The sequence below is a fragment of the Propionivibrio pelophilus DSM 12018 genome, assembly GCF_059569095.1.
This window is the reverse complement of the sequence record NZ_JCANUT010000040.1, coordinates 1-17,654: the sequence shown is the minus strand read 5'-3', so window position 1 is coordinate 17,654 and position 17,654 is coordinate 1. Positions and strand designations below refer to the sequence as shown.

Below are 17,654 nucleotides of genomic sequence, written 5' to 3'. Positions count from 1 at the left end.
TGAGGAAGAGGATCTGCAATGGAAATTGACCGCATGACGATGGAAAATCGCTGGGAGCCGCAAGGTCTGGGCATGGTGCCGATGGTCATCGAGCAGAGCGGCCGCGGCGAGCGGGCGTACGATATCTATTCGCGCCTGCTCAAGGAACGAGTGATTTTCCTCGTCGGTCCGGTCAACGACGCAACGGCAAATCTGGTCGTCGCGCAGCTTCTTTTCCTCGAGGCGGAAAATCCTGACAAGGACATCCATTTCTACATCAATTCCCCGGGCGGTTCCGTTTCCGCCGGGCTGTCGATTTACGACACCATGCAGTTCATCAAGCCGGACGTGTCGACCCTGTGTCTCGGGCAGGCCTGTTCGATGGGGGCTTTCCTGCTGACCGCCGGAGCGAAGGGCAAGCGTTTCGCCCTGCCGAACTCGCGCGTGATGATTCACCAGCCGATGGGCGGTTTCCAGGGGCAGGCCTCGGATATCGCGATCCACGCCAAGGAAATCCTCGCGCTGCGCGCCAAGCTGAACGAGATCATGGCGCACCACACCGGGCAGCCGGTCGAGCGCATCGAGCGCGATACGGATCGTGACAATTTCCTGTCGGCGCAGGAAGCGGCAGAATACGGCCTGGTCGACAAGGTGTTGCTGAATCGCGAGGCGGTTTGACCGGGCTTTTGTCGCTCATCGAACCGTTTCCAGAACTATGAGGTAAACCGCGATGGCGGAAAAGAAAGGTAGCGGCGAAAAGCTGCTCTACTGTTCGTTTTGTGGCAAGAGCCAGCACGAAGTCAAAAAGCTGATTGCCGGGCCGTCGGTGTTCATCTGCGACGAGTGCATCGATCTGTGCAACGACATCGTGCGTGATGAACTCGCTTCCGAGCTGGATGCGAAAACGGCGAAAAGTGACTTGCCGACGCCGAAGGAAATCTCCTCTTTGCTTGATCAATACGTGATCGGGCAGGAACTGGCCAAGCGGATCCTCGCGGTCGCGGTCTACAACCACTACAAGCGCCTGCGTCATCATGGCAAGACCAATGATGAAGTGGAACTGGCCAAGAGCAACATTCTGCTCATCGGTCCGACGGGGTCGGGCAAGACCTTGCTCGCCCAGACGCTGGCGCGCATGCTCAACGTGCCGTTCGTGATGGCCGATGCGACGACGCTGACCGAGGCGGGTTATGTCGGCGAAGACGTCGAGAACATCATCCAGAAGCTGCTGCAGAAGTGCGACTACGACATCGAGAAGGCGCAGCAGGGCATCGTCTATATCGACGAGATCGACAAGATTTCGCGCAAGTCGGATAACCCGTCGATTACCCGCGACGTGTCGGGTGAAGGCGTGCAGCAGGCGCTGCTCAAGCTGATCGAGGGCACGGTGGCTTCGGTGCCTCCACAGGGCGGACGCAAGCATCCGAACCAGGATTTCGTGCAGGTCGACACGACCAACATCCTGTTCATCTGCGGCGGCGCGTTCGACGGCCTCGAGAAGGTCATCCGCAACCGCTCCGAAAAGGGCGGGATGGGGTTCGGCGCCGAAGTGAAGAGCAAGGACGACAAGCGGGCGATCGGTGAAGTATTGCGCACCGTTGAGCCGGAAGATCTCATCAAGTTCGGCCTGATCCCCGAACTCATCGGCCGTCTTCCGGTCATCGCTACACTCGAGGAGCTTTCCACCGAGGCGCTGGTGCAGATCCTCGTCGAGCCGAAGAACGCCTTGGTCAAGCAGTATCAGAAGCTGTTTTCGATGGAGGACGTCGAACTCGAGATTCGCCCTGCGGCGATGACGGCGGTTGCCCGTCGTGCCTTGGAGCGCAAGACCGGGGCGCGTGGTTTGCGTTCGATTCTCGAATCCGCCTTGCTGGATACGATGTACGAACTTCCCGGGATGGACGATGTCACTAAGGTTGTGGTTGACGAAAACGCGATCACTGGCGATGCCAAGCCGATTCTGATCTACGCCGATCAGCCGAAGGTCTCCGGTTCGAACTGAGTCACGTTGGCCGTTGCCTGCGGCTTGAAAAACGTTCTTGTGCCCCCACTTGCTGGGGGCATCCACATTTAATGAGCCCAATCAATGACCACGAATCTATCATTCACCGACGAGACAGTTGAATTGCCGCTGTTGCCGCTACGCGACGTGGTGGTCTTCCCGCACATGGTGATCCCGCTCTTCGTCGGCCGGCCGAAGTCGATCAAGGCGCTCGAAGCGGCCATGGAGGCTGGCAAGGGAATCCTGCTGGTTGCACAAAAATCGGCCGTCAAGGACGAGCCCGAGGCCGAGGATCTCTACGGCATTGGCTGCGTGGCCAACATCCTGCAAATGCTCAAACTGCCCGACGGGACCGTCAAGGTCCTCGTCGAAGGGACACGCCGGGCGCAGATCACCGCTGTCGATACGCAGGAAGGCATGTTCGTTGCGACGGTGAATCCAGCGGCCGTCGAGGATGGCGTCGATCACGAAGTCGAGGCGTTGCGCCGGGCCGTGATCGCGCAGTTCGACCAGTACGTGAAACTGAACAAGAAGATTCCGCCGGAAATCCTGACTTCCATCGCGGGGATCGAGGAGGCGGGGCGTCTTGCCGACACCATCGCCGCGCATCTTCCTCTCAAGCTCGAGCAGAAGCAGGAAGTGCTGGAAATGCTCGATGTTCGTGCGCGTATCGAACGCCTGCTTTCACAACTCGAAACCGAGATCGACATCCTGCAGGTCGAGAAGCGCATCCGCGGTCGCGTGAAGCGCCAGATGGAAAAGAGCCAGCGCGAGTACTACCTCAACGAGCAGGTCAAGGCGATTCAGAAGGAACTCGGCGAAGGCGAAGAAGGGGCGGACTTCGAAGAGTTGGAGAAAAAGGCCAAGGAAGCCGGCATGAGCAAGGAGGGTATGGCCAAGGTCCAGTCCGAATTGAAGAAGCTCAAGCTGATGTCGCCAATGTCGGCCGAGGCGACAGTCGTGCGCAATTTCATCGAAACGCTGATCGGGCTGCCCTGGCGCAAGAAAACGCGCATCAGCCGTGATCTGGCGGCTGCCGAAAAGGTGCTGGACAAGGATCATTGGGGCCTGGAGAAAGTCAAGGAACGGATCATCGAATATCTGGCCGTGCAGCAACGGGTCGATCGGCTGAAGGCGCCGATTCTCTGCCTCGTCGGGCCTCCCGGCGTTGGCAAGACGTCTCTAGGGCAGTCGATCGCGACGGCCACCGGACGCAAGTTCGTGCGCATGAGCCTGGGCGGCGTCCGTGACGAAGCCGAGATCCGGGGGCATCGCCGTACCTACATCGGCTCCATGCCCGGGAAAATCCTGCAGAACATGACCAAGGTCGCGGTCAAGAATCCGCTGTTCCTGCTCGACGAAGTCGACAAGATGGGACAGGATTTCCGCGGCGATCCGAGCTCCGCGCTGCTGGAGGTTCTGGATCCGGAGCAGAACTCGACCTTTGTTGACCATTACGTCGAGGTCGAATACGACCTGTCGGAAGTCATGTTCGTGGCCACGGCCAATACCCTGAACATTCCGGCGCCTTTGCTCGACCGGATGGAAGTGATTCGCCTGTCGGGCTATACGGAAGACGAAAAGATCAACATCGCGCAGCGCTATCTCCTGCCCAAGCAGATGAAGGCCAACGGGCTGAAAAAGACCGAATTGACCCTGGCTGAGAGCGGCTTGCGCGACATCGTTCGCTACTACACCCGCGAGGCCGGTGTACGCAGTCTGGAACGCGAAATTTCCAAGATCTGCCGCAAGGTCGTCAAGACGTTGCTGCTCAAGAAAAATCAAACGCGGCTTGCCGTTTCGTCGCGCAACCTCGACAAATTCCTCGGTGTCCGGCGCTACAGCTTCGGCGTTGCCGAGCGCGAGAACCAGGTCGGGCAAGTTACCGGGTTGGCCTGGACGGAAGTTGGCGGTGAGTTGCTGACCATCGAATCCGTGGTTCTGCCCGGCAAGGGAAAGACAATTACCACCGGCAAGCTTGGCGAGGTCATGCAGGAGTCGGTGCAGGCCGCCTTGTCAGTGGTGCGCAAGCGCTCGCGCTCGTTGGGAATCGCCGACGATTTCTATCAGAACAACGATATCCACATCCACTTGCCGGAAGGGGCCATCCCCAAGGACGGTCCGTCGGCGGGTATCGGACTGTGTACCGCCATCGTTTCCGTACTTACCGGGATTCCGGTGCGCTGTGATGTGGCGATGACCGGCGAAATCACCCTGCGTGGCGAAGTGCTTCCGATCGGTGGCTTGAAGGAGAAATTGCTGGCTGCCGTGCGTGGGGGATTGCAGCGTGTGCTGATTCCTGAAGAAAATGTGCGCGATCTCGCTGAGATCCCCGAAAACATCAAGAACAAGCTGGAGATCATTCCAGTGAAGTGGATCGACAAGGTACTCGAGCTGGCGCTCGAGCGCATGCCGGAGCCGCTTCCGGAGAACGCTGCTGCTTCCCAGTCTGGTGCTTCTGCTTCAACCGAAGGAGGCTCGGCGCAAGCGCAGGCTGTAGTCACGCATTAAGTTGTGTAGGGCGTGCCGGGAGTCTCTCCCGGCACGTTTTTTTTTGCCTGGCGGAGGAAATGCAGATTGTGCCGCCTGGCAGTTTTTTCGTTTGAAAGGAATAACGTGAACAAAACCGAATTGATCGATCAAATCGCTTCATCTGCCGATATTTCGAAAGCCGCCGCAACGCGTGCTCTCGACGCCGTGATCACGGCCGTCCAGGACACCCTGAAGGCCGGGGGGGAAGTGTCTGTTGTCGGTTTCGGTACCTTCTGTGTTGGTGAGCGTGCGGCGCGCACCGGGCGGAATCCGCAGACCGGCGAGTCGATCGAAATCAAGGCCGGCCGTGTACCGAAGTTTCGGGCTGGCAAAGCACTCAAGGATGCGGTAAACTAATCGTCTTTGCGCAGTCGCGCATTCGGGTGCTTAGCTCAGTTGGTAGAGCGCTAGCCTTACAAGCTGGATGTCGGCGGTTCGAGCCCGTCAGCACCCACCAAATAACAATCCAAAGTGATTCATAGCTGTCCATAAACCCCGCAACTGCGGGGTTTTTTGTTTGATACGTCGTCCAGTACTGTCTATAGTGGTTCAACAAAATACCGTCTTTTCTGACGGTATTCGTGACGGTATTTCCATAGAATGACGGTACACGCCCGTTGCCTCCTTGGAATACCGCTTCACGGCACCGTATAGGAGGCATTCATGCCACTTTCTGATACAGGCGTACGGAACACAAAACCGACCGAAAAGGCGCGCAAGATCGCCGATGAAAAAGGTCTTTATCTTTTGGTTCTGCCTAGCGGTTCCAAACTCTGGAGGATGGACTATCGCTTCCGGGGCAAGCGCAAAACACTTTCATTCGGTGGTTACCCCGATACCGGTCTAGCACTGGCTAGACAGAAGCGTGATTACGCACGCCGGCTACTGGCCCAGGACATCGATCCATCCGCCGAGGCAAAAGCCAAGAAGGAGGCGCTGGAACAATCTGCAAGCAACACGTTTGAGGCTGTCGCCACAGAGTGGATGAAAACGAAAGGTAAGGGCTGGTCAGACAGCTATGCGTCCAAAACGAAGTCTGCGCTGGAGCGCCATGCTTTTCCGACTCTCGGAAAGAAACTAATAACGGAAATTTCCAGTCCTGATCTGCTCGCACTGCTTCGCGCTATCGAAAAGCGTGGAACCGTCGATATGGCCCATCGGATTCAGCAGCATTGCGGCGCGATTTTCAGGTATGCGATTGCCACCGGCAAGGCTGAAACAGATCCAGTCCCCAGTTTGCGGGGGGCTCTGGCGACAGTCGATCAGACTCACTACGCCGCGATTACTGACCCGCTGGAGTTTGGCGTGCTGTTGCGCGACATCGACGCATATCGTGGCGAAGCCGTCACGAAAACCGCCATGCAGATGATGGCGTTGACCTTCCAGCGAACCAAGGAGATTCGGTTCGCTGAATGGTCCCAGATCGATGCGCCGGCCGCACTGTGGCGTATTCCGGCAGAAATAATGAAGATGCGGGAGGCTCACGTCGTCCCTCTGTCTGCACAGGCACTCAAGATAATCGAGGAGTTGCGTCCCTTGACTGGTTACGGTCGGTTGCTGTTCCCGTCCTCCGTCAATAAGGACCGGCCAATCAGCGAGAACACGATCACCTATGCCCTGGCGCGTATGGGCTACAAAAGTCGAATGACTGGGCATGGCTTCCGATCCACCGCATCGACGATCCTGAACGAACAAGGCTACCGTCACGACGTCATTGAGCGCCAATTAGCTCATGGCGAGCGTAATCAAGTTCGTGCGGCCTACAATCGAGCGGAGTACCTGCCGGAGAGGCGGGTAATGATGCAGGAGTGGGCTGACTGCCTGGACAAGCTTAAGGCAGGGGCAGAGGTGATACCACTTCGCGGTAGCGCAGCATAGTGAGTTTGCCACGCCGAGGCTGATCCCCGAAAACCCGGAAACCCTAGCCGGGCTGGCGTGGCACCCTAACAAGGGTGCGTTGAAAGGGAGCGCAGATGAAACCATTCTATTCAATAAGTGAACTATCGATTCTGCTTGGTGAGGATTGCTACTCTATTGCTGATGGGCTGTTGGCAAGCGGCGTCAAAATGATTTCAGACGGTGACGCCGCTGATTTGTCGAAATGGCGAAGACCCGGCGGGACGCGGGCGGATGGTAGTGCCTTTGTCGTGACAGGTAACTATCCGATTCCAAACCCAGAGCATGTTTTTGTGAGTACAGAAACTCTTCCTTCCATTTGGATAGAGAGGCTGCGCGAGCTAACGTCAGACAAAAATACCAATGATTCTGGCCCCGCAAAAGGGAAATGGCCTTGGGGTGACCATGAAACGGAACTGCTGCGAGCACTGGCGGCGGTGGCAGACGAATTCTGGACACTTTATGACCCCGAAGATAAATCGACTGCACCAACGAATGAGCAAGTTATCAAGCGGTTGAAACAGCGGGGGGTGTCGGCTCGAACGGCAGAAGTAATGGCGACGATCTTGCGAGCTGACGGTTTGCATCCCGGGCCACGGAAATAGTTATCCGCGCCCACGCATTAGTAGCAATGGCGGTACTTTGAGGTTGTTTACCCGAGTTGTCCGCACCCAGTTATCAGCACCAACTGCGCCTATTTTTCGCTTTTTACTCGTAAGAGTATTTGTCTGCCCTAACCAAGATGAGGACAGACAGAAATGAACCAACTCCCAGAAACCGGCTTTCTACGCCTGCACCAAATCGTCGGAAATCCTAAATCCGACCCGCCTATCCCCCCGATCATTCCCGTGAGCAAGTCCAGCTTTTGGGCTGGGGTAAAAATCGGGAAATATCCAAAACCGCTGAAACTAGGCTCGAGAACGACGGTCTGGCGCGTCGAAGACATCCGCCAACTCATCGATCGCTTCGGTAAAGAGGATGCCTGATATGAGCGCACAATCATCTTCTCAACTTTCTTCGATCTGCGAATTGGCTCAAATCGTCGAACGCGATACCGACTTCCCGATGATCCATTAGTATTCCGAACTCGAGATCGAGACGGAAACCCCCGGAGCCTACAAACAACCTTATTACAGCGTTCCACAAACCTATCTGGTTTGCTGGCCCGGTGGTTTAACGACGCACCATGTTACGAGAAAGGCACCCTGGCAGATCCAGCCGAGAGAAATCGAGGCGCTCTATTCGCACGCCACTCACTTGAAGCCCATTGGCGACCCATTTCGCGCTTTGAAACGGAGGCTCTGACATGAAGACCGCACAAACGAAACGCCCCGGCGACTCTGGCAGGAGTCAACCGGGGCAGCAAGGAAATGGACGCTCCATTGCTTCGTGGAGATATACACCCACGAAGCGAGCAATAGCACTGTCAAACCGCGATTTCCTGACCTACGCGTTTTGCCGCTGCGGGACGGATGAAGTGCCGTGGGTCGCTGGTTTTCCCGGCGATCCTAACGCGGTCGAGCATGGCGCGTGGATGGGGCGGGCAGCGCTGCCCTTGCCGCCGTTCATCCGCGACGGCAATAACAACTACGTTGTGGTCAGCACCTTCCGCCGTGGGGAGGACGGCAAGTATCACCGGCGGAAGGACTGCTTCGCCGGCATGTTCGTGGTCATGGTCGATGACGTCGGTACGAAAGTTCCATTCAATCGGCTGTACCTTGAGCCGACATGCCTTGTGGAGACCAGCCCTGGTAACTTTCAGGCGTGGTACTTCCTCTCTGAACCGGAACACGACCGCTCCCGTGCGGAACGCCTGATTAAGGGGATGATCGCCAGCGGTCTGACCGCTGACGGATCGGACCCCGGCATGAACAGCGTGACGCGGTACGGCAGGCTCCCCGTCGGAGTGAATGGTAAAGCCAAGTACGTCGACGTCTCGGGCAGACCGTTCGTGCAGCGCGTCGCCCACTGGGCACCGGCTATCCGCTACAGCCTCGATCAGATTGCCCTCGCATATGACGTCGGTCTGGCGGTCGAGGCAAGGGGGCGCCAACGCAAAGCCCCCTTGCGACGCCAGCTGCCGGTGGTTGCGGACGGCGACGATGGCCTGACTAGAATTCTGGACGGGCTGGGTCTCTACCTCGAACCGATAACGAGTCTCGACGGAGGTCACCGCATCGTCTGCCCATGGGTCCATGAGCATACGGACGAAGAATCCTCCGGTACGGCGTACTTCGAACCATCCGAAGAGAACTCATGGGCGGGCGGGTTTAAGTGTCAGCACGGTCACTGTCAGCACCGGACGATTGCCAATCTCACGCATTTCGTCACGCGCGTTCTTCAGAAGAGCAAGGAGAAGTAGACATGAATATTGCAATATCACCTGAACTTCTCCGCCACGCGGCAGAAGAGACTGCCGATCCTGTGGCTGTTGTTGAGGCGGCTCTCGGCAAACTCGGTAAGGATGCCGGCGCGATGTACGAAGGCGCTGTCATCGACGCATTGAAAGTGATCCGCCAGAAAGACGAAGCGGCCTACGCCCGCCTTGTGGCGCGAGCCACGGGGTGCAAGACTCGTCTCGACAAGCTGACTGCTTCCGAGCGCGATAGCCATCAGGACAGCAACCAAGACCTGATTCTGCAGGTGGCGCAAACCAACTGCCAGTATCACCACGACGCAGACGGTCGAGGTGTCGCTATCGTCGAGGTGGACGGGCATCGCGCGGTGCATCTCGTTGACGGCCAAGGGTTCAAAAAATGGCTGCGGGCTGCTGTTTACAAGGCCCACCGCATGGGCATCCCTGATCAGGCCATGAATACGGCGCTGGCTACACTCAACGCGATCGGCAACCATGAAGGCGAGCAGATCACGGTGCACCAGCGCTGTGCGAAGGTCGGCGATGCTTACTTCATTGACTGCTGCGACGATGCATGGCGTGTCATCCGGGTGGATGAGCACGGTGCTCAGGTGCTGGACCGCTCACCGGTCTATTTCATTCGGAGCAAGGGCATGCGCCCGTTTCCCGCTGTACTGCCGGAGGGTGATGTTAACAAGTTGTGGAAGCATATCAACATCCCCGATCACCGCCGGTCACTGGTTCTCGCGTGGCTGCTGGATAGTCTGCGTCCCGACACTCCATTCCCGGTTTTTGAACTGACGGGTGAAATGGGATCGGCAAAGTCTTCCGCGCAGCGTCGGTTGCGCGATCTCATTGATCCCAACGAGGTGCCGCTTCGTGCCCGCCCCAAGACGGTCGAGGACATCCACGTTGCGGCGAGCGGCAGCTATCTCGTGTCATACGAGAACCTGTCCAATCTGACCCCGGATCAGCAGGACGCTTTCTGTGTCATTTCTACTGGGGGCGGGTTCGCGACTAGGGCGCTTTATACCAACGGCGACGAGTTTGTCCTGCGGTGCAAGAACCCGGTGATCTTCAACGGCATCAACCCGGTAACCAGCCAGTCGGACCTGATCGACCGGGCGATCTCGGTCGAGTTGCCGTCGATCCCGTCGGCGCAGAGGCAGAACGAGCAGGTACTCGACGCCAATTGGCAGGAGGACTACCCCGCCATATTTACCGGCCTCCTTCATTTGCTATCGAATGCGCTACGCAAACTGCCAAAGGTGAAGCTCGATGAAGGAAAAAAGAAGCGCATGATCGACTATCAGATGCTTGGCGAGGCTATCTGCCTCGCGCAAGGGTTGCCCGCAGGGCATTTCTCGGATGTGCTCGATGAAGCCCAAGGGGAGGGCGTTCTGCGCGGTCTGGAGACCTTTGGTATCTCCAATGCCATCTCTATCCTGATGGAAGGACGGCCCAAACCGTGGAAAGGGACATGCCTGAGCCTCCTTGGCGAACTGTCGGAACTCCCTGGTATTGATCGTTCCCACTGGCCGAAATCGGCACGCGGCCTTGCAGCACAGCTGAAACGGATCGCTCCGGGTTTGCGACGGACGGGGATTTCTGTCGAAATGCTCGAGCGTGACCGTCGAGGCCGCTCGGTGAGAGTTTCTAATTTTCGGCAGGGTTAAACAATAGGAAAAGATCGTCACCAACGTCACATCATCACGGGAACGGTGACGATGTGTGTGACGTGACGATCTTTTCCGGCTTTTACCCTAGGCTAGAAAAACGGGTATCCAGATTATCTGGGTGCGGAGCGCCGAATTGAGTAATAACCCCAAGCTACTCGATTTGCATTCCTATTTCAGGGAAGTGAAAACAGATAGAAATGGGGCTAGTTGAAGATCTATTGATCCGGCCAAGTGAAGTTTGAACTCCGAGAACGCCCCGGTTCTGTGATCTCAGGGAGCAACAGTTCAAACATATTCTGGCCGCCTCAATAGTTACTAGGCGAATTAGTGGCCGATGACACCATTTGAGTATTTACGCTACCAACTCTTGAGGTCATTGAACGATTCGCATATGTAGTAATGAAGCAGTCGGTGTAGCATTGCTTTGGTATGAACTACGGCGACTTTCTCGATTCAGACGAATGGCAAGAACTTCGTCAAGCGGCACTAGCCAGGTCCAAGGGGTTGTGTGATTACTGTGGTGAGTCAGCAACGCATGTACACCACATTCGCTATCCCAAAGTTGGACAACCTCATTCTTTGGATATGCTGGTTGCTGTTTGTGTTCGATGCCATGATCTTTCCCATGGTGCTCGCGATATGGAACCGCTAAGAAATGCTAAGCCTACTGAAGTTACCGGTCCCTTTGACAATACGATTTCCGTGTATCACTCAGATGGACTGATTTGGGGCAGTATTTCCCAATGGTGCCAAGTACTTCAGGCCCCATATTTCATGCCAGATTATTTTGAGAAGTTTGCAGATGCACGGGCAGCAAATATGAAGGGCGGGCCTTTTGTTGCTGCATGTGCTGGTGTGAAGGTTTTTCGTTGGCCACCTATAGCTGCGACGTTGGATAAGTGGCACAGAAACTGGATGGAGGCAGTCGTTCGAGGAGACTTGCCAAAAGAGACAAACAAACGTCGAGAGTCTGAGCGGTTCGCGAAAAACATCCTTCAGTTGAAGGAGTGGGGCTACTCGCTACAAGAGCGCGAAATACAGAACTTGATGCAGTCCAGGATGACACCAGATCAAGTTGTGACCGGTACTGTAGAAGTTGATCAGGCAATGCACGCCATCCAGTCGTTAGCACAAGCGACGCATGCTACTTTTACAAAGCAAGGTCAGAGTATCGACATACACGAAGGGCGAATAACCGATCTGGAAAGAACAAGCCCCGCATATCGCGATCCGGAAGGGTTTATAACAGTCAAACAACGCTTATTGGAACTCGGACTCCCTTTTGGGATTTTGATCGTTGGTAGACGAAATTTGGCAAATGTCTGCGGAGACGCTCTTGAGAGAAGCGGGGCAATACGCGGCTCAAAGCAACGGGAAAGGGCCGATGGGAATGGGCTTACTTTTGAGGTTGGAACTTGGCGTCGCATTGATATCGACAAGGCAATCAAAGAATATGTTCCTGACATGCAATCACCCTCAAGTCATCAGGACAGCTTCGACTTCTAAGATATTCGTCGTTTAGCATTAATCTCCCTCCCTTTTTTGGCCCTTCTCATGTGAAGGGATGCGGGCACTCGTTGCTCGAACCTGCAATTCTCACCCAAGAAGTGGCTCGGTTGAGGGGGATTCCCGATGGTTAGTGACGTATGGAAGATCGTGAACAGCTTCTAAGACTGCTCTAGTAAAAATCGGTTTAATCCGGTCGCCCGAAAAAAACTAATGGTTGGCAATGACCGCGAGCAGTTCATTGTCAGACATGGCTGCGAATCAGTGTTTTAGCCGCAGTGCCTCGCCTGAAATCTCGATCCGGCTGACGTCTGGCTCATAAAGCCGTATAGCTTGGCGATCTGCACCAACCCGCTGATCATTGCGGCGGGGTTCTGCTGCGCCCGAGCCAACTGGATGGTTCTCAGAAGGTTGGCGACGACATCGTCCTTGGTGATTCGCAGTTCCTATTGGAAAGTCTTCCAACGCACTACTGAAACGCTGTATCGGTGGGTGTTTTGTGCGCCCGACAGGGTACGGCTAGTGACGATGTGACGAAGTGACGGCCTCCATTTCTATAGTAAAAAAGAAGAAAAATGGCCTACGTCGGTAAACGCCGCCGCGTCAGCGCAATCAATTCGGCATCCGACATGGCTGTAAATCTCGCCCTATGACTCTCTACATCGCCTGAAACAGATGCCTTGATCGTCTCCGGCTCGAAATAGCCCAGCATGCGGGCAATCGTGGCGCAACCTTGAATCATGGCTGCAGGGTTCTTCTGTTCTCGGGCCATGTCTATCGCCTTCAGAATCCCTGCCAGAACGTCTTCCTTGGTTATCTCGAATTGCGCGGCATTTGCCGCCTGACGAGCGTGTATAGCCTCCAAAACGACTGGTTTTGACAGGTTCTCCGCGGCAATCTGCCGTGCCGTTTTATCGCTGTACCCTGCACGTCGTGCCGCCTCGGTTGCATTGCCGCAAAGAACGTACTCGTCGGCAAACCGCATTTGGCGTGGGGTCAGCACAAGCGTTTCTTTCGTGCCCGATAGCTGCTGATCATCACAGTTTTCCCAGCCAACCAGTGGAACATCGACATCGCTTCACACCGCCCCTTCACTATTTCTTTCAGAATGTGATCCGAATAGCCAACGGCGGGTTTGATTTGCTCTGCCAAGCTGCGTTCCGCATTCAGGAGAACAACGCAGTTGCCGTCGTCGAACTTGCGATGCATGTTGCCCACAATAAGCAGCGGCTTGGTTTGTCCCTCTGTGTCCAGACCAACCTTAAGTACAAAATACGAATCATCGCTGGGCGAGTAAGCCATGACTGCATCCATTATCTGAGAGGCCGCATTTTCCATCTTGATCAAGATTTCATTCATGGTCACGATTTCAGTATATTCAATATAAGCAATATACAATATATATCTCCCGTACACAAGAACAAGATCATTAACAAATGCCGATGGACTCACTATTTTGTCTGTGCAACCTCTCCCTTTAGGCCGTTATTCGCGATTTCCGGGAGTACGATGCGGATATTCATGATGAAAATCGTAGGGAAAAATGCGCATATCACGCGACCGACTGGCAGAGTGGGAACATGCTTCTCTGGCTCATGGGCTTCAAGAACTGGTTCCAGACAGGGACTATTCGGAACTCAACGTGCAAGATGAACAGCTGCGCATCTGGCTACCCGATGTAGCAAAAACGGCGCTCGAAGCACTCGCTGAACGCGATGAATCGTCGATGACCGTCTACTTAACAGAGTTTTTTGCGAGCTATCTTTATGGCTATCATGAACTTTTGCGGATGCGCGAAAGCCGTATCGGTCTTTATGAGCCAAAACGGTATAAAAGCTCGATGATGGGAGCTGAGGCAGAGCCCATGCCGTCACTCGGCAAGAACATTTTCGCCATCAAGATATTCCTCCCCGAAAAGATGAAGGCCGATTTGCAATCAGTGGCGGGCGCGGTGGCGCTTACTCTTGGCGAATGTGTCCGCCGTCTAATTTGTAGTCATCTTTTTGGCAGAATGTACGGTATCCCTGACCTTCAGGTAGTTTGCTCCCAAGTGGAGCAAACTCGGGCCATCGCTTGGGAAAAGTCCGTTGAGTTGACAGAGGAATAACACATGAAGGCTCCGGAGATGACAGACAGTAGTTTCCGGGCGAACCATCTTCCATATTCATCCGTCGATCTCGATCTGCTAAAGGGGCATGCAGAAAGGTGGGCACAGCAGGGATATAAAAGCTCATTGAGCCTGGAAACAGCCTCTCAAGGCTTTATTACGATCACGGCAAAAAACTGGCTTGAAGAATTCAGCGCCCCCTTTATCAGGTTTGAGATACACAAAATCAGGGGAAAAAAGCTGCTCTTCTGGCAAACGCGGATATGGGCAGTTCAGGTGCTCACCGCTCAAAACAGCAGCGGTGCGTTTCCAGTGGTCCATGATTGCATCCCGCAGATGCAAATATTCGTCCATATCTTGGACGATATCCTGTCACGGCGATGGGGCGGCTTTGCCGGCCAAGAATCCAAGCCACTGGTCGCGTTTTATGGGTAAACGAAAAACTTGAGGGGAAAATTGAGCCGTTAAGAACTAGAGTGGCAGTGTACCCACATGCCAACTGGTTCCGACGCGATGCCTATTCCTTCACTTGCGTTGCCCGCAAATGGTCAGCGAGGCGCCTCAAAGACTCCAGCGCGAACAGCCTGTCCTCCTCTTTCAGGCCATGCAGCCATACGGCGATCATCTCTAGGTCAGTTCCTTCAGCCAGAGGCTCCGCTGAAAGCAATTCTCCGGGCTCACAACACAACGTATCCGCTACACGAGCCAGCGTTAACAAGGAAGGCAGATGAACGCCTCGCTCGATGCGAGACACGGTTTCCGCGTCCACGCCCATCTGTTCAGCAAGATTATCCTGCGTCCAGCCCAGCCCCTTACGTCGCTGCGCGACCTTCGCACCGATCAGGGAGGCAAGAAAACGAGACCGATCTTTTCGCAAATCAACCACTTTGTTGTCCTTTCGAACAACAAGAGTCGTTGACAATGACGAATAGAAGAAGGGATTATGTTGTTGAATACGAATCCGGCGTATATGTTGATTTAGTCAACGTAGCGTTCGGATTAAGGTGAAAAAAATGAAAAACAACCCCGCCGTCGAATTGAGAGACGAAAACCGTCTTTTTGAAGAATTGCGCCTTGCTGTTCAGCAAACGAATGCTGCAGACATGAGGAAGTGGGGCGTGGCGTCCGCACGTCGTTTCCCCGTCATTGGAAAACGTCGCATTAAGAACTTCGCCAGCCTGATCAAAAGCATTGCCAGTTTTGCTAGGCAGGAAGGTGAAAATGCCACCCGAGCCTGGCGAGAAAATCACTTGGGAACGCACCTTGGTGACCGAACGGCTGACGGCATCGACACGACGATTGACCTCGGGCAAAGAATTTATCGGACGCTGTCGATAGTAATCAGAGCACTTCGTGAAGATCCAAAAAAGAATGCTCCCGGCGTTCTGGCGCTTGCCCTCGGTTTTGTGGTGGGTTCAGGAGGTCTGGATGGCAATGGCGGCATTCCGGATACCGATATCACGATGTTTGGCATCGGTGACCATCGCTCAATTTATACCCACTCGATTATCGCCGGCATTGTTATCGAGGGGGCAATTCTGGCCTTGGCTGACCTCGCAGACATCGTTTGCGAAAAAATCCCGCGTGGCCAGAGATCGCCGTTCTGGGATTCGCTAATTTCGACAAAAAACCAGATCGCCGGCCAGCTCGCATTGGGAACGAGCGTCGGAATTGCCTACCACCTGGGGGTCGATGCGACGATTCAACCCGCTGCCTACAAGGATCTACCGATTTCCATACCGATGGAAGCACATCAACTGTTATTCGCCGTAAATTCAGCGGCAGAAGGGTTCGACGCCGCTACACGCACAGAGACGATTGGGAAAAAGGTTGTTGCGAGAACGTCGGATAGTGCCGCTGCACTAGGTGCTGGGATCAAAGCTCTGTTTGGGAGAGCTTGATCATGGGAATCTTATCGAGCATTTTAGAAAGTCTAGCTGTTGGTATTGCAAAGGTTGCGATTGCAGGCGGTGGAGCGCTTGCGCGAATCGCTGTACGAGTTGCTGCCGAAGTTAAACCGAGAATCGTTGCCGCAGTACAAGCAGCACGCGACGAATGGAATCGGCGGCAAAGGGAGCGCAGTGGCGCAATAAATTCGGTCAATATTGCAGACGCAAAACTCGAAATCCTCGATGTAAATAACAGATTGGCAAGGTTAGCCGGTATTTATCGTACCCGCGGACTATCAAGCCGAGAGCATGATCAGCGAATCGAACTAATTCATCGAAGAGGAGAGTTGATTGGTTTGCTGCAGGGCTCCGATGAAATGAGGATTGCCGAAAGCATTACCGATCATGAAGAAGAATATGCGGCGATAACGATTGATGACTCCACATCCCACCTTCTGCAATCAACGGTTGGCCAAACTATTTATGGAAAGAAGTGCCCGAAATGCGGATGGCAGATGCAGTTGCAGTGGAACAGAATGAAAACAGCAGTAGGCACTGCTGATTTTGGCTGGGGTTGTACGGGGTGGTATTGGCCTGGGAAGAGCGGCACTCCACATTTGTGTAATCACTGGGAGGAGCTAGATCCAAATGATTTCGACATTTTCGCTCGCGCAAAACGTCCGGAATATGCTGAATTAACAGCACCTGAATTCTCAAAAATTGTTCTCAATCATAGCGACCATGTAATCGAGCGATTTGAGGCGGTTAGAAATAACAATAGAGCTAGTCCGACCGAAGTCTATCGTTGTCCTGTGCATGGCGAACCTTTGGTGTTGCAGAAAAAAAAAGAGAACGGTGGTCGACTGCTGGATATGTATTTTCTCGGATGCCCTCGTTGGCAACCACAGGAACAGGGCTGCCAGTACATCGTAAAACTTAAGTCACCCGCGCAACTAAATGCCTATTTAGAAGCTTCAACTGGGGAAGTAATTATTTAACTTAAGGAATGGGATAAGAAATGGGGTTTATATCATTTATAAAAGATCAGAATAACGAGGCTCATAGTGAGCGACTTTTTCATGATATTAAAACTTCTCTTTGCTCACTTGGAGAATTTGACGAGCAAATACGAAACGCAATCATCATCGGATTTTTACAGATACGAAATAGAATTATTAGCCAAAGTGACGGCATCTCGTCGAAAGAATTGATTGAAATAGCTAAACACATGCAACAGCAAGCACGAGAAAAAATGAAAGAATACAGAAATGTTCCTTTGTCAATGGATTCATTTCAGATGTACTCAAAATGGCTTGGAGGAGCATGGCTTGAGAGTAGAGAACGCCGAAGTAGTAAAAAGTCGTTGATTGCTTTCGAACTTTTAGAAAGTTTTGCATCGGAAGAATAATGCGGTTATCCTGACCTGCCCCCTGTAGCCGTACCAATCAATTCGCAGGAAGTCCGCTTGCAAGGTTAAAGGATTCCTTCGGTATTGGGTTGCGTTATCGCGATCGATTTCTGGCGATGTAACGCGGCATACTTGGCTGGCGGCATTCGACCACAACTGCTGTGTGGTCTGACCTCGTTGTAATCCTGACGCCAAACGGCGATAGCAGCTCTGGCTTGGGCTAAGGTCTCGAACCACTGCTCATTCAGACACTCGTCACGGAACTTGCCGTTGAAGCTCTCGATGTAGCCGTTCTGCATC

Annotated in this window: 19 protein-coding genes and 1 tRNA gene; 16 read left to right on the top strand and 4 right to left on the bottom strand. The window is 54.2% G+C overall.

Annotated features, from left to right (window positions below; all coding sequences use genetic code 11):
• The first annotated feature begins 18 nt into the window (after nt 1-18).
• The 11 genes from clpP (at nt 19) to BO74_RS14840 (ending at nt 11,950) form a co-directional block, all read left to right on the top strand.
• On the top strand, nt 19-657 hold the full coding sequence (clpP, locus tag BO74_RS14890; RefSeq protein WP_496443168.1) for an ATP-dependent Clp endopeptidase proteolytic subunit ClpP: 639 nt from the start codon (nt 19-21) through the stop codon (nt 655-657).
• 52 nt (nt 658-709) lie between these two features.
• The gene (gene clpX / locus BO74_RS14885) at nt 710-1,981 is read left to right on the top strand and encodes an ATP-dependent Clp protease ATP-binding subunit ClpX (RefSeq protein ID WP_496443167.1); all 1,272 of its coding nucleotides are present in this window, start codon (nt 710-712) and stop codon (nt 1,979-1,981) included.
• Between the two features lie 84 nt (nt 1,982-2,065).
• On the top strand, nt 2,066-4,492 hold the full coding sequence (lon, locus tag BO74_RS14880) for an endopeptidase La (protein ID WP_496443166.1): 2,427 nt from the start codon (nt 2,066-2,068) through the stop codon (nt 4,490-4,492).
• A gap of 66 nt (nt 4,493-4,558) precedes the next feature.
• Nucleotides 4,559-4,870, top strand: a complete 312-nt coding sequence (locus BO74_RS14875) for an HU family DNA-binding protein (RefSeq protein WP_496443165.1) — start codon at nt 4,559-4,561, stop codon at nt 4,868-4,870.
• Between the two features lie 24 nt (nt 4,871-4,894).
• Nucleotides 4,895-4,970 (top strand) — tRNA-Val (locus tag BO74_RS14870).
• 206 nt (nt 4,971-5,176) lie between these two features.
• A complete protein-coding gene (locus tag BO74_RS14865; protein WP_496443164.1) occupies nt 5,177-6,391 on the top strand; it encodes a tyrosine-type recombinase/integrase in 1,215 nt (404 codons plus the stop codon).
• Between the two features lie 95 nt (nt 6,392-6,486).
• Complete coding sequence (locus BO74_RS14860) at nt 6,487-7,014, top strand: hypothetical protein (protein ID WP_496443163.1); 528 nt, start codon at nt 6,487-6,489, stop codon at nt 7,012-7,014.
• Nucleotides 7,015-7,167: 153 nt separating this feature from the next.
• Nucleotides 7,168-7,395 (top strand): helix-turn-helix transcriptional regulator, encoded by a 228-nt coding sequence (locus BO74_RS14855; RefSeq protein ID WP_496443162.1) that lies wholly within the window; start codon nt 7,168-7,170, stop codon nt 7,393-7,395.
• Between the two features lie 320 nt (nt 7,396-7,715).
• Nucleotides 7,716-8,771, top strand: coding sequence for a DNA-primase RepB domain-containing protein (locus BO74_RS14850; protein WP_496443161.1), 1,056 nt, complete (start codon nt 7,716-7,718; stop codon nt 8,769-8,771).
• 2 nt (nt 8,772-8,773) lie between these two features.
• A complete protein-coding gene (locus tag BO74_RS14845) occupies nt 8,774-10,441 on the top strand; it encodes an AICE element replication initiation protein (protein WP_496443160.1) in 1,668 nt (555 codons plus the stop codon).
• A gap of 432 nt (nt 10,442-10,873) precedes the next feature.
• The gene (locus BO74_RS14840; protein WP_496443159.1) at nt 10,874-11,950 is read left to right on the top strand and encodes an HNH endonuclease; all 1,077 of its coding nucleotides are present in this window, start codon (nt 10,874-10,876) and stop codon (nt 11,948-11,950) included.
• A gap of 580 nt (nt 11,951-12,530) precedes the next feature.
• On the opposite strand, the gene BO74_RS14835 is transcribed toward BO74_RS14840, so the two are convergent.
• A complete protein-coding gene (locus BO74_RS14835; RefSeq protein ID WP_496443158.1) occupies nt 12,531-12,953 on the bottom strand; it encodes a terminase small subunit in 423 nt (140 codons plus the stop codon).
• Nucleotides 12,947-13,348, bottom strand: coding sequence for a hypothetical protein (locus BO74_RS14830; protein WP_496443157.1), 402 nt, complete (start codon nt 13,346-13,348; stop codon nt 12,947-12,949). The genes BO74_RS14835 and BO74_RS14830 overlap by 7 nt, the downstream gene beginning before the upstream one ends.
• 145 nt (nt 13,349-13,493) lie before the next feature.
• Between BO74_RS14830 and BO74_RS14825 the strand changes: the two genes are divergently transcribed.
• Both BO74_RS14825 and BO74_RS14820 read left to right on the top strand, forming a co-directional pair.
• On the top strand, nt 13,494-14,057 hold the full coding sequence (locus BO74_RS14825) for a hypothetical protein (protein WP_496443156.1): 564 nt from the start codon (nt 13,494-13,496) through the stop codon (nt 14,055-14,057).
• A gap of 3 nt (nt 14,058-14,060) precedes the next feature.
• On the top strand, nt 14,061-14,492 hold the full coding sequence (locus tag BO74_RS14820) for a hypothetical protein (protein WP_496443155.1): 432 nt from the start codon (nt 14,061-14,063) through the stop codon (nt 14,490-14,492).
• An 82-nt stretch (nt 14,493-14,574) separates the two neighbouring features.
• Here the strand turns inward: BO74_RS14820 and BO74_RS14815 are convergent, their stop codons facing one another.
• On the bottom strand, nt 14,575-14,943 hold the full coding sequence (locus tag BO74_RS14815; protein ID WP_496443154.1) for a helix-turn-helix domain-containing protein: 369 nt from the start codon (nt 14,941-14,943) through the stop codon (nt 14,575-14,577).
• A 127-nt stretch (nt 14,944-15,070) separates the two neighbouring features.
• Here BO74_RS14815 and BO74_RS14810 point away from each other — a divergent pair, with 127 nt between their 5' ends.
• From BO74_RS14810 to BO74_RS14800, 3 genes are read left to right on the top strand one after another with little or no spacing between them, the layout of a single operon-like run.
• Nucleotides 15,071-15,958, top strand: a complete 888-nt coding sequence (locus BO74_RS14810) for a hypothetical protein (RefSeq protein WP_496443153.1) — start codon at nt 15,071-15,073, stop codon at nt 15,956-15,958.
• A gap of 2 nt (nt 15,959-15,960) precedes the next feature.
• A complete protein-coding gene (locus BO74_RS14805; protein WP_496443152.1) occupies nt 15,961-16,944 on the top strand; it encodes a hypothetical protein in 984 nt (327 codons plus the stop codon).
• Between the two features lie 20 nt (nt 16,945-16,964).
• On the top strand, nt 16,965-17,354 hold the full coding sequence (locus tag BO74_RS14800) for a hypothetical protein (RefSeq protein ID WP_496443151.1): 390 nt from the start codon (nt 16,965-16,967) through the stop codon (nt 17,352-17,354).
• A 65-nt stretch (nt 17,355-17,419) separates the two neighbouring features.
• Here BO74_RS14800 and BO74_RS14795 read toward each other — a convergent pair.
• Nucleotides 17,420-17,654, bottom strand: a 235-nt coding sequence (locus BO74_RS14795) for an integrase core domain-containing protein (RefSeq protein ID WP_496443150.1), incomplete at its 5' end; no start/stop codon positions are given.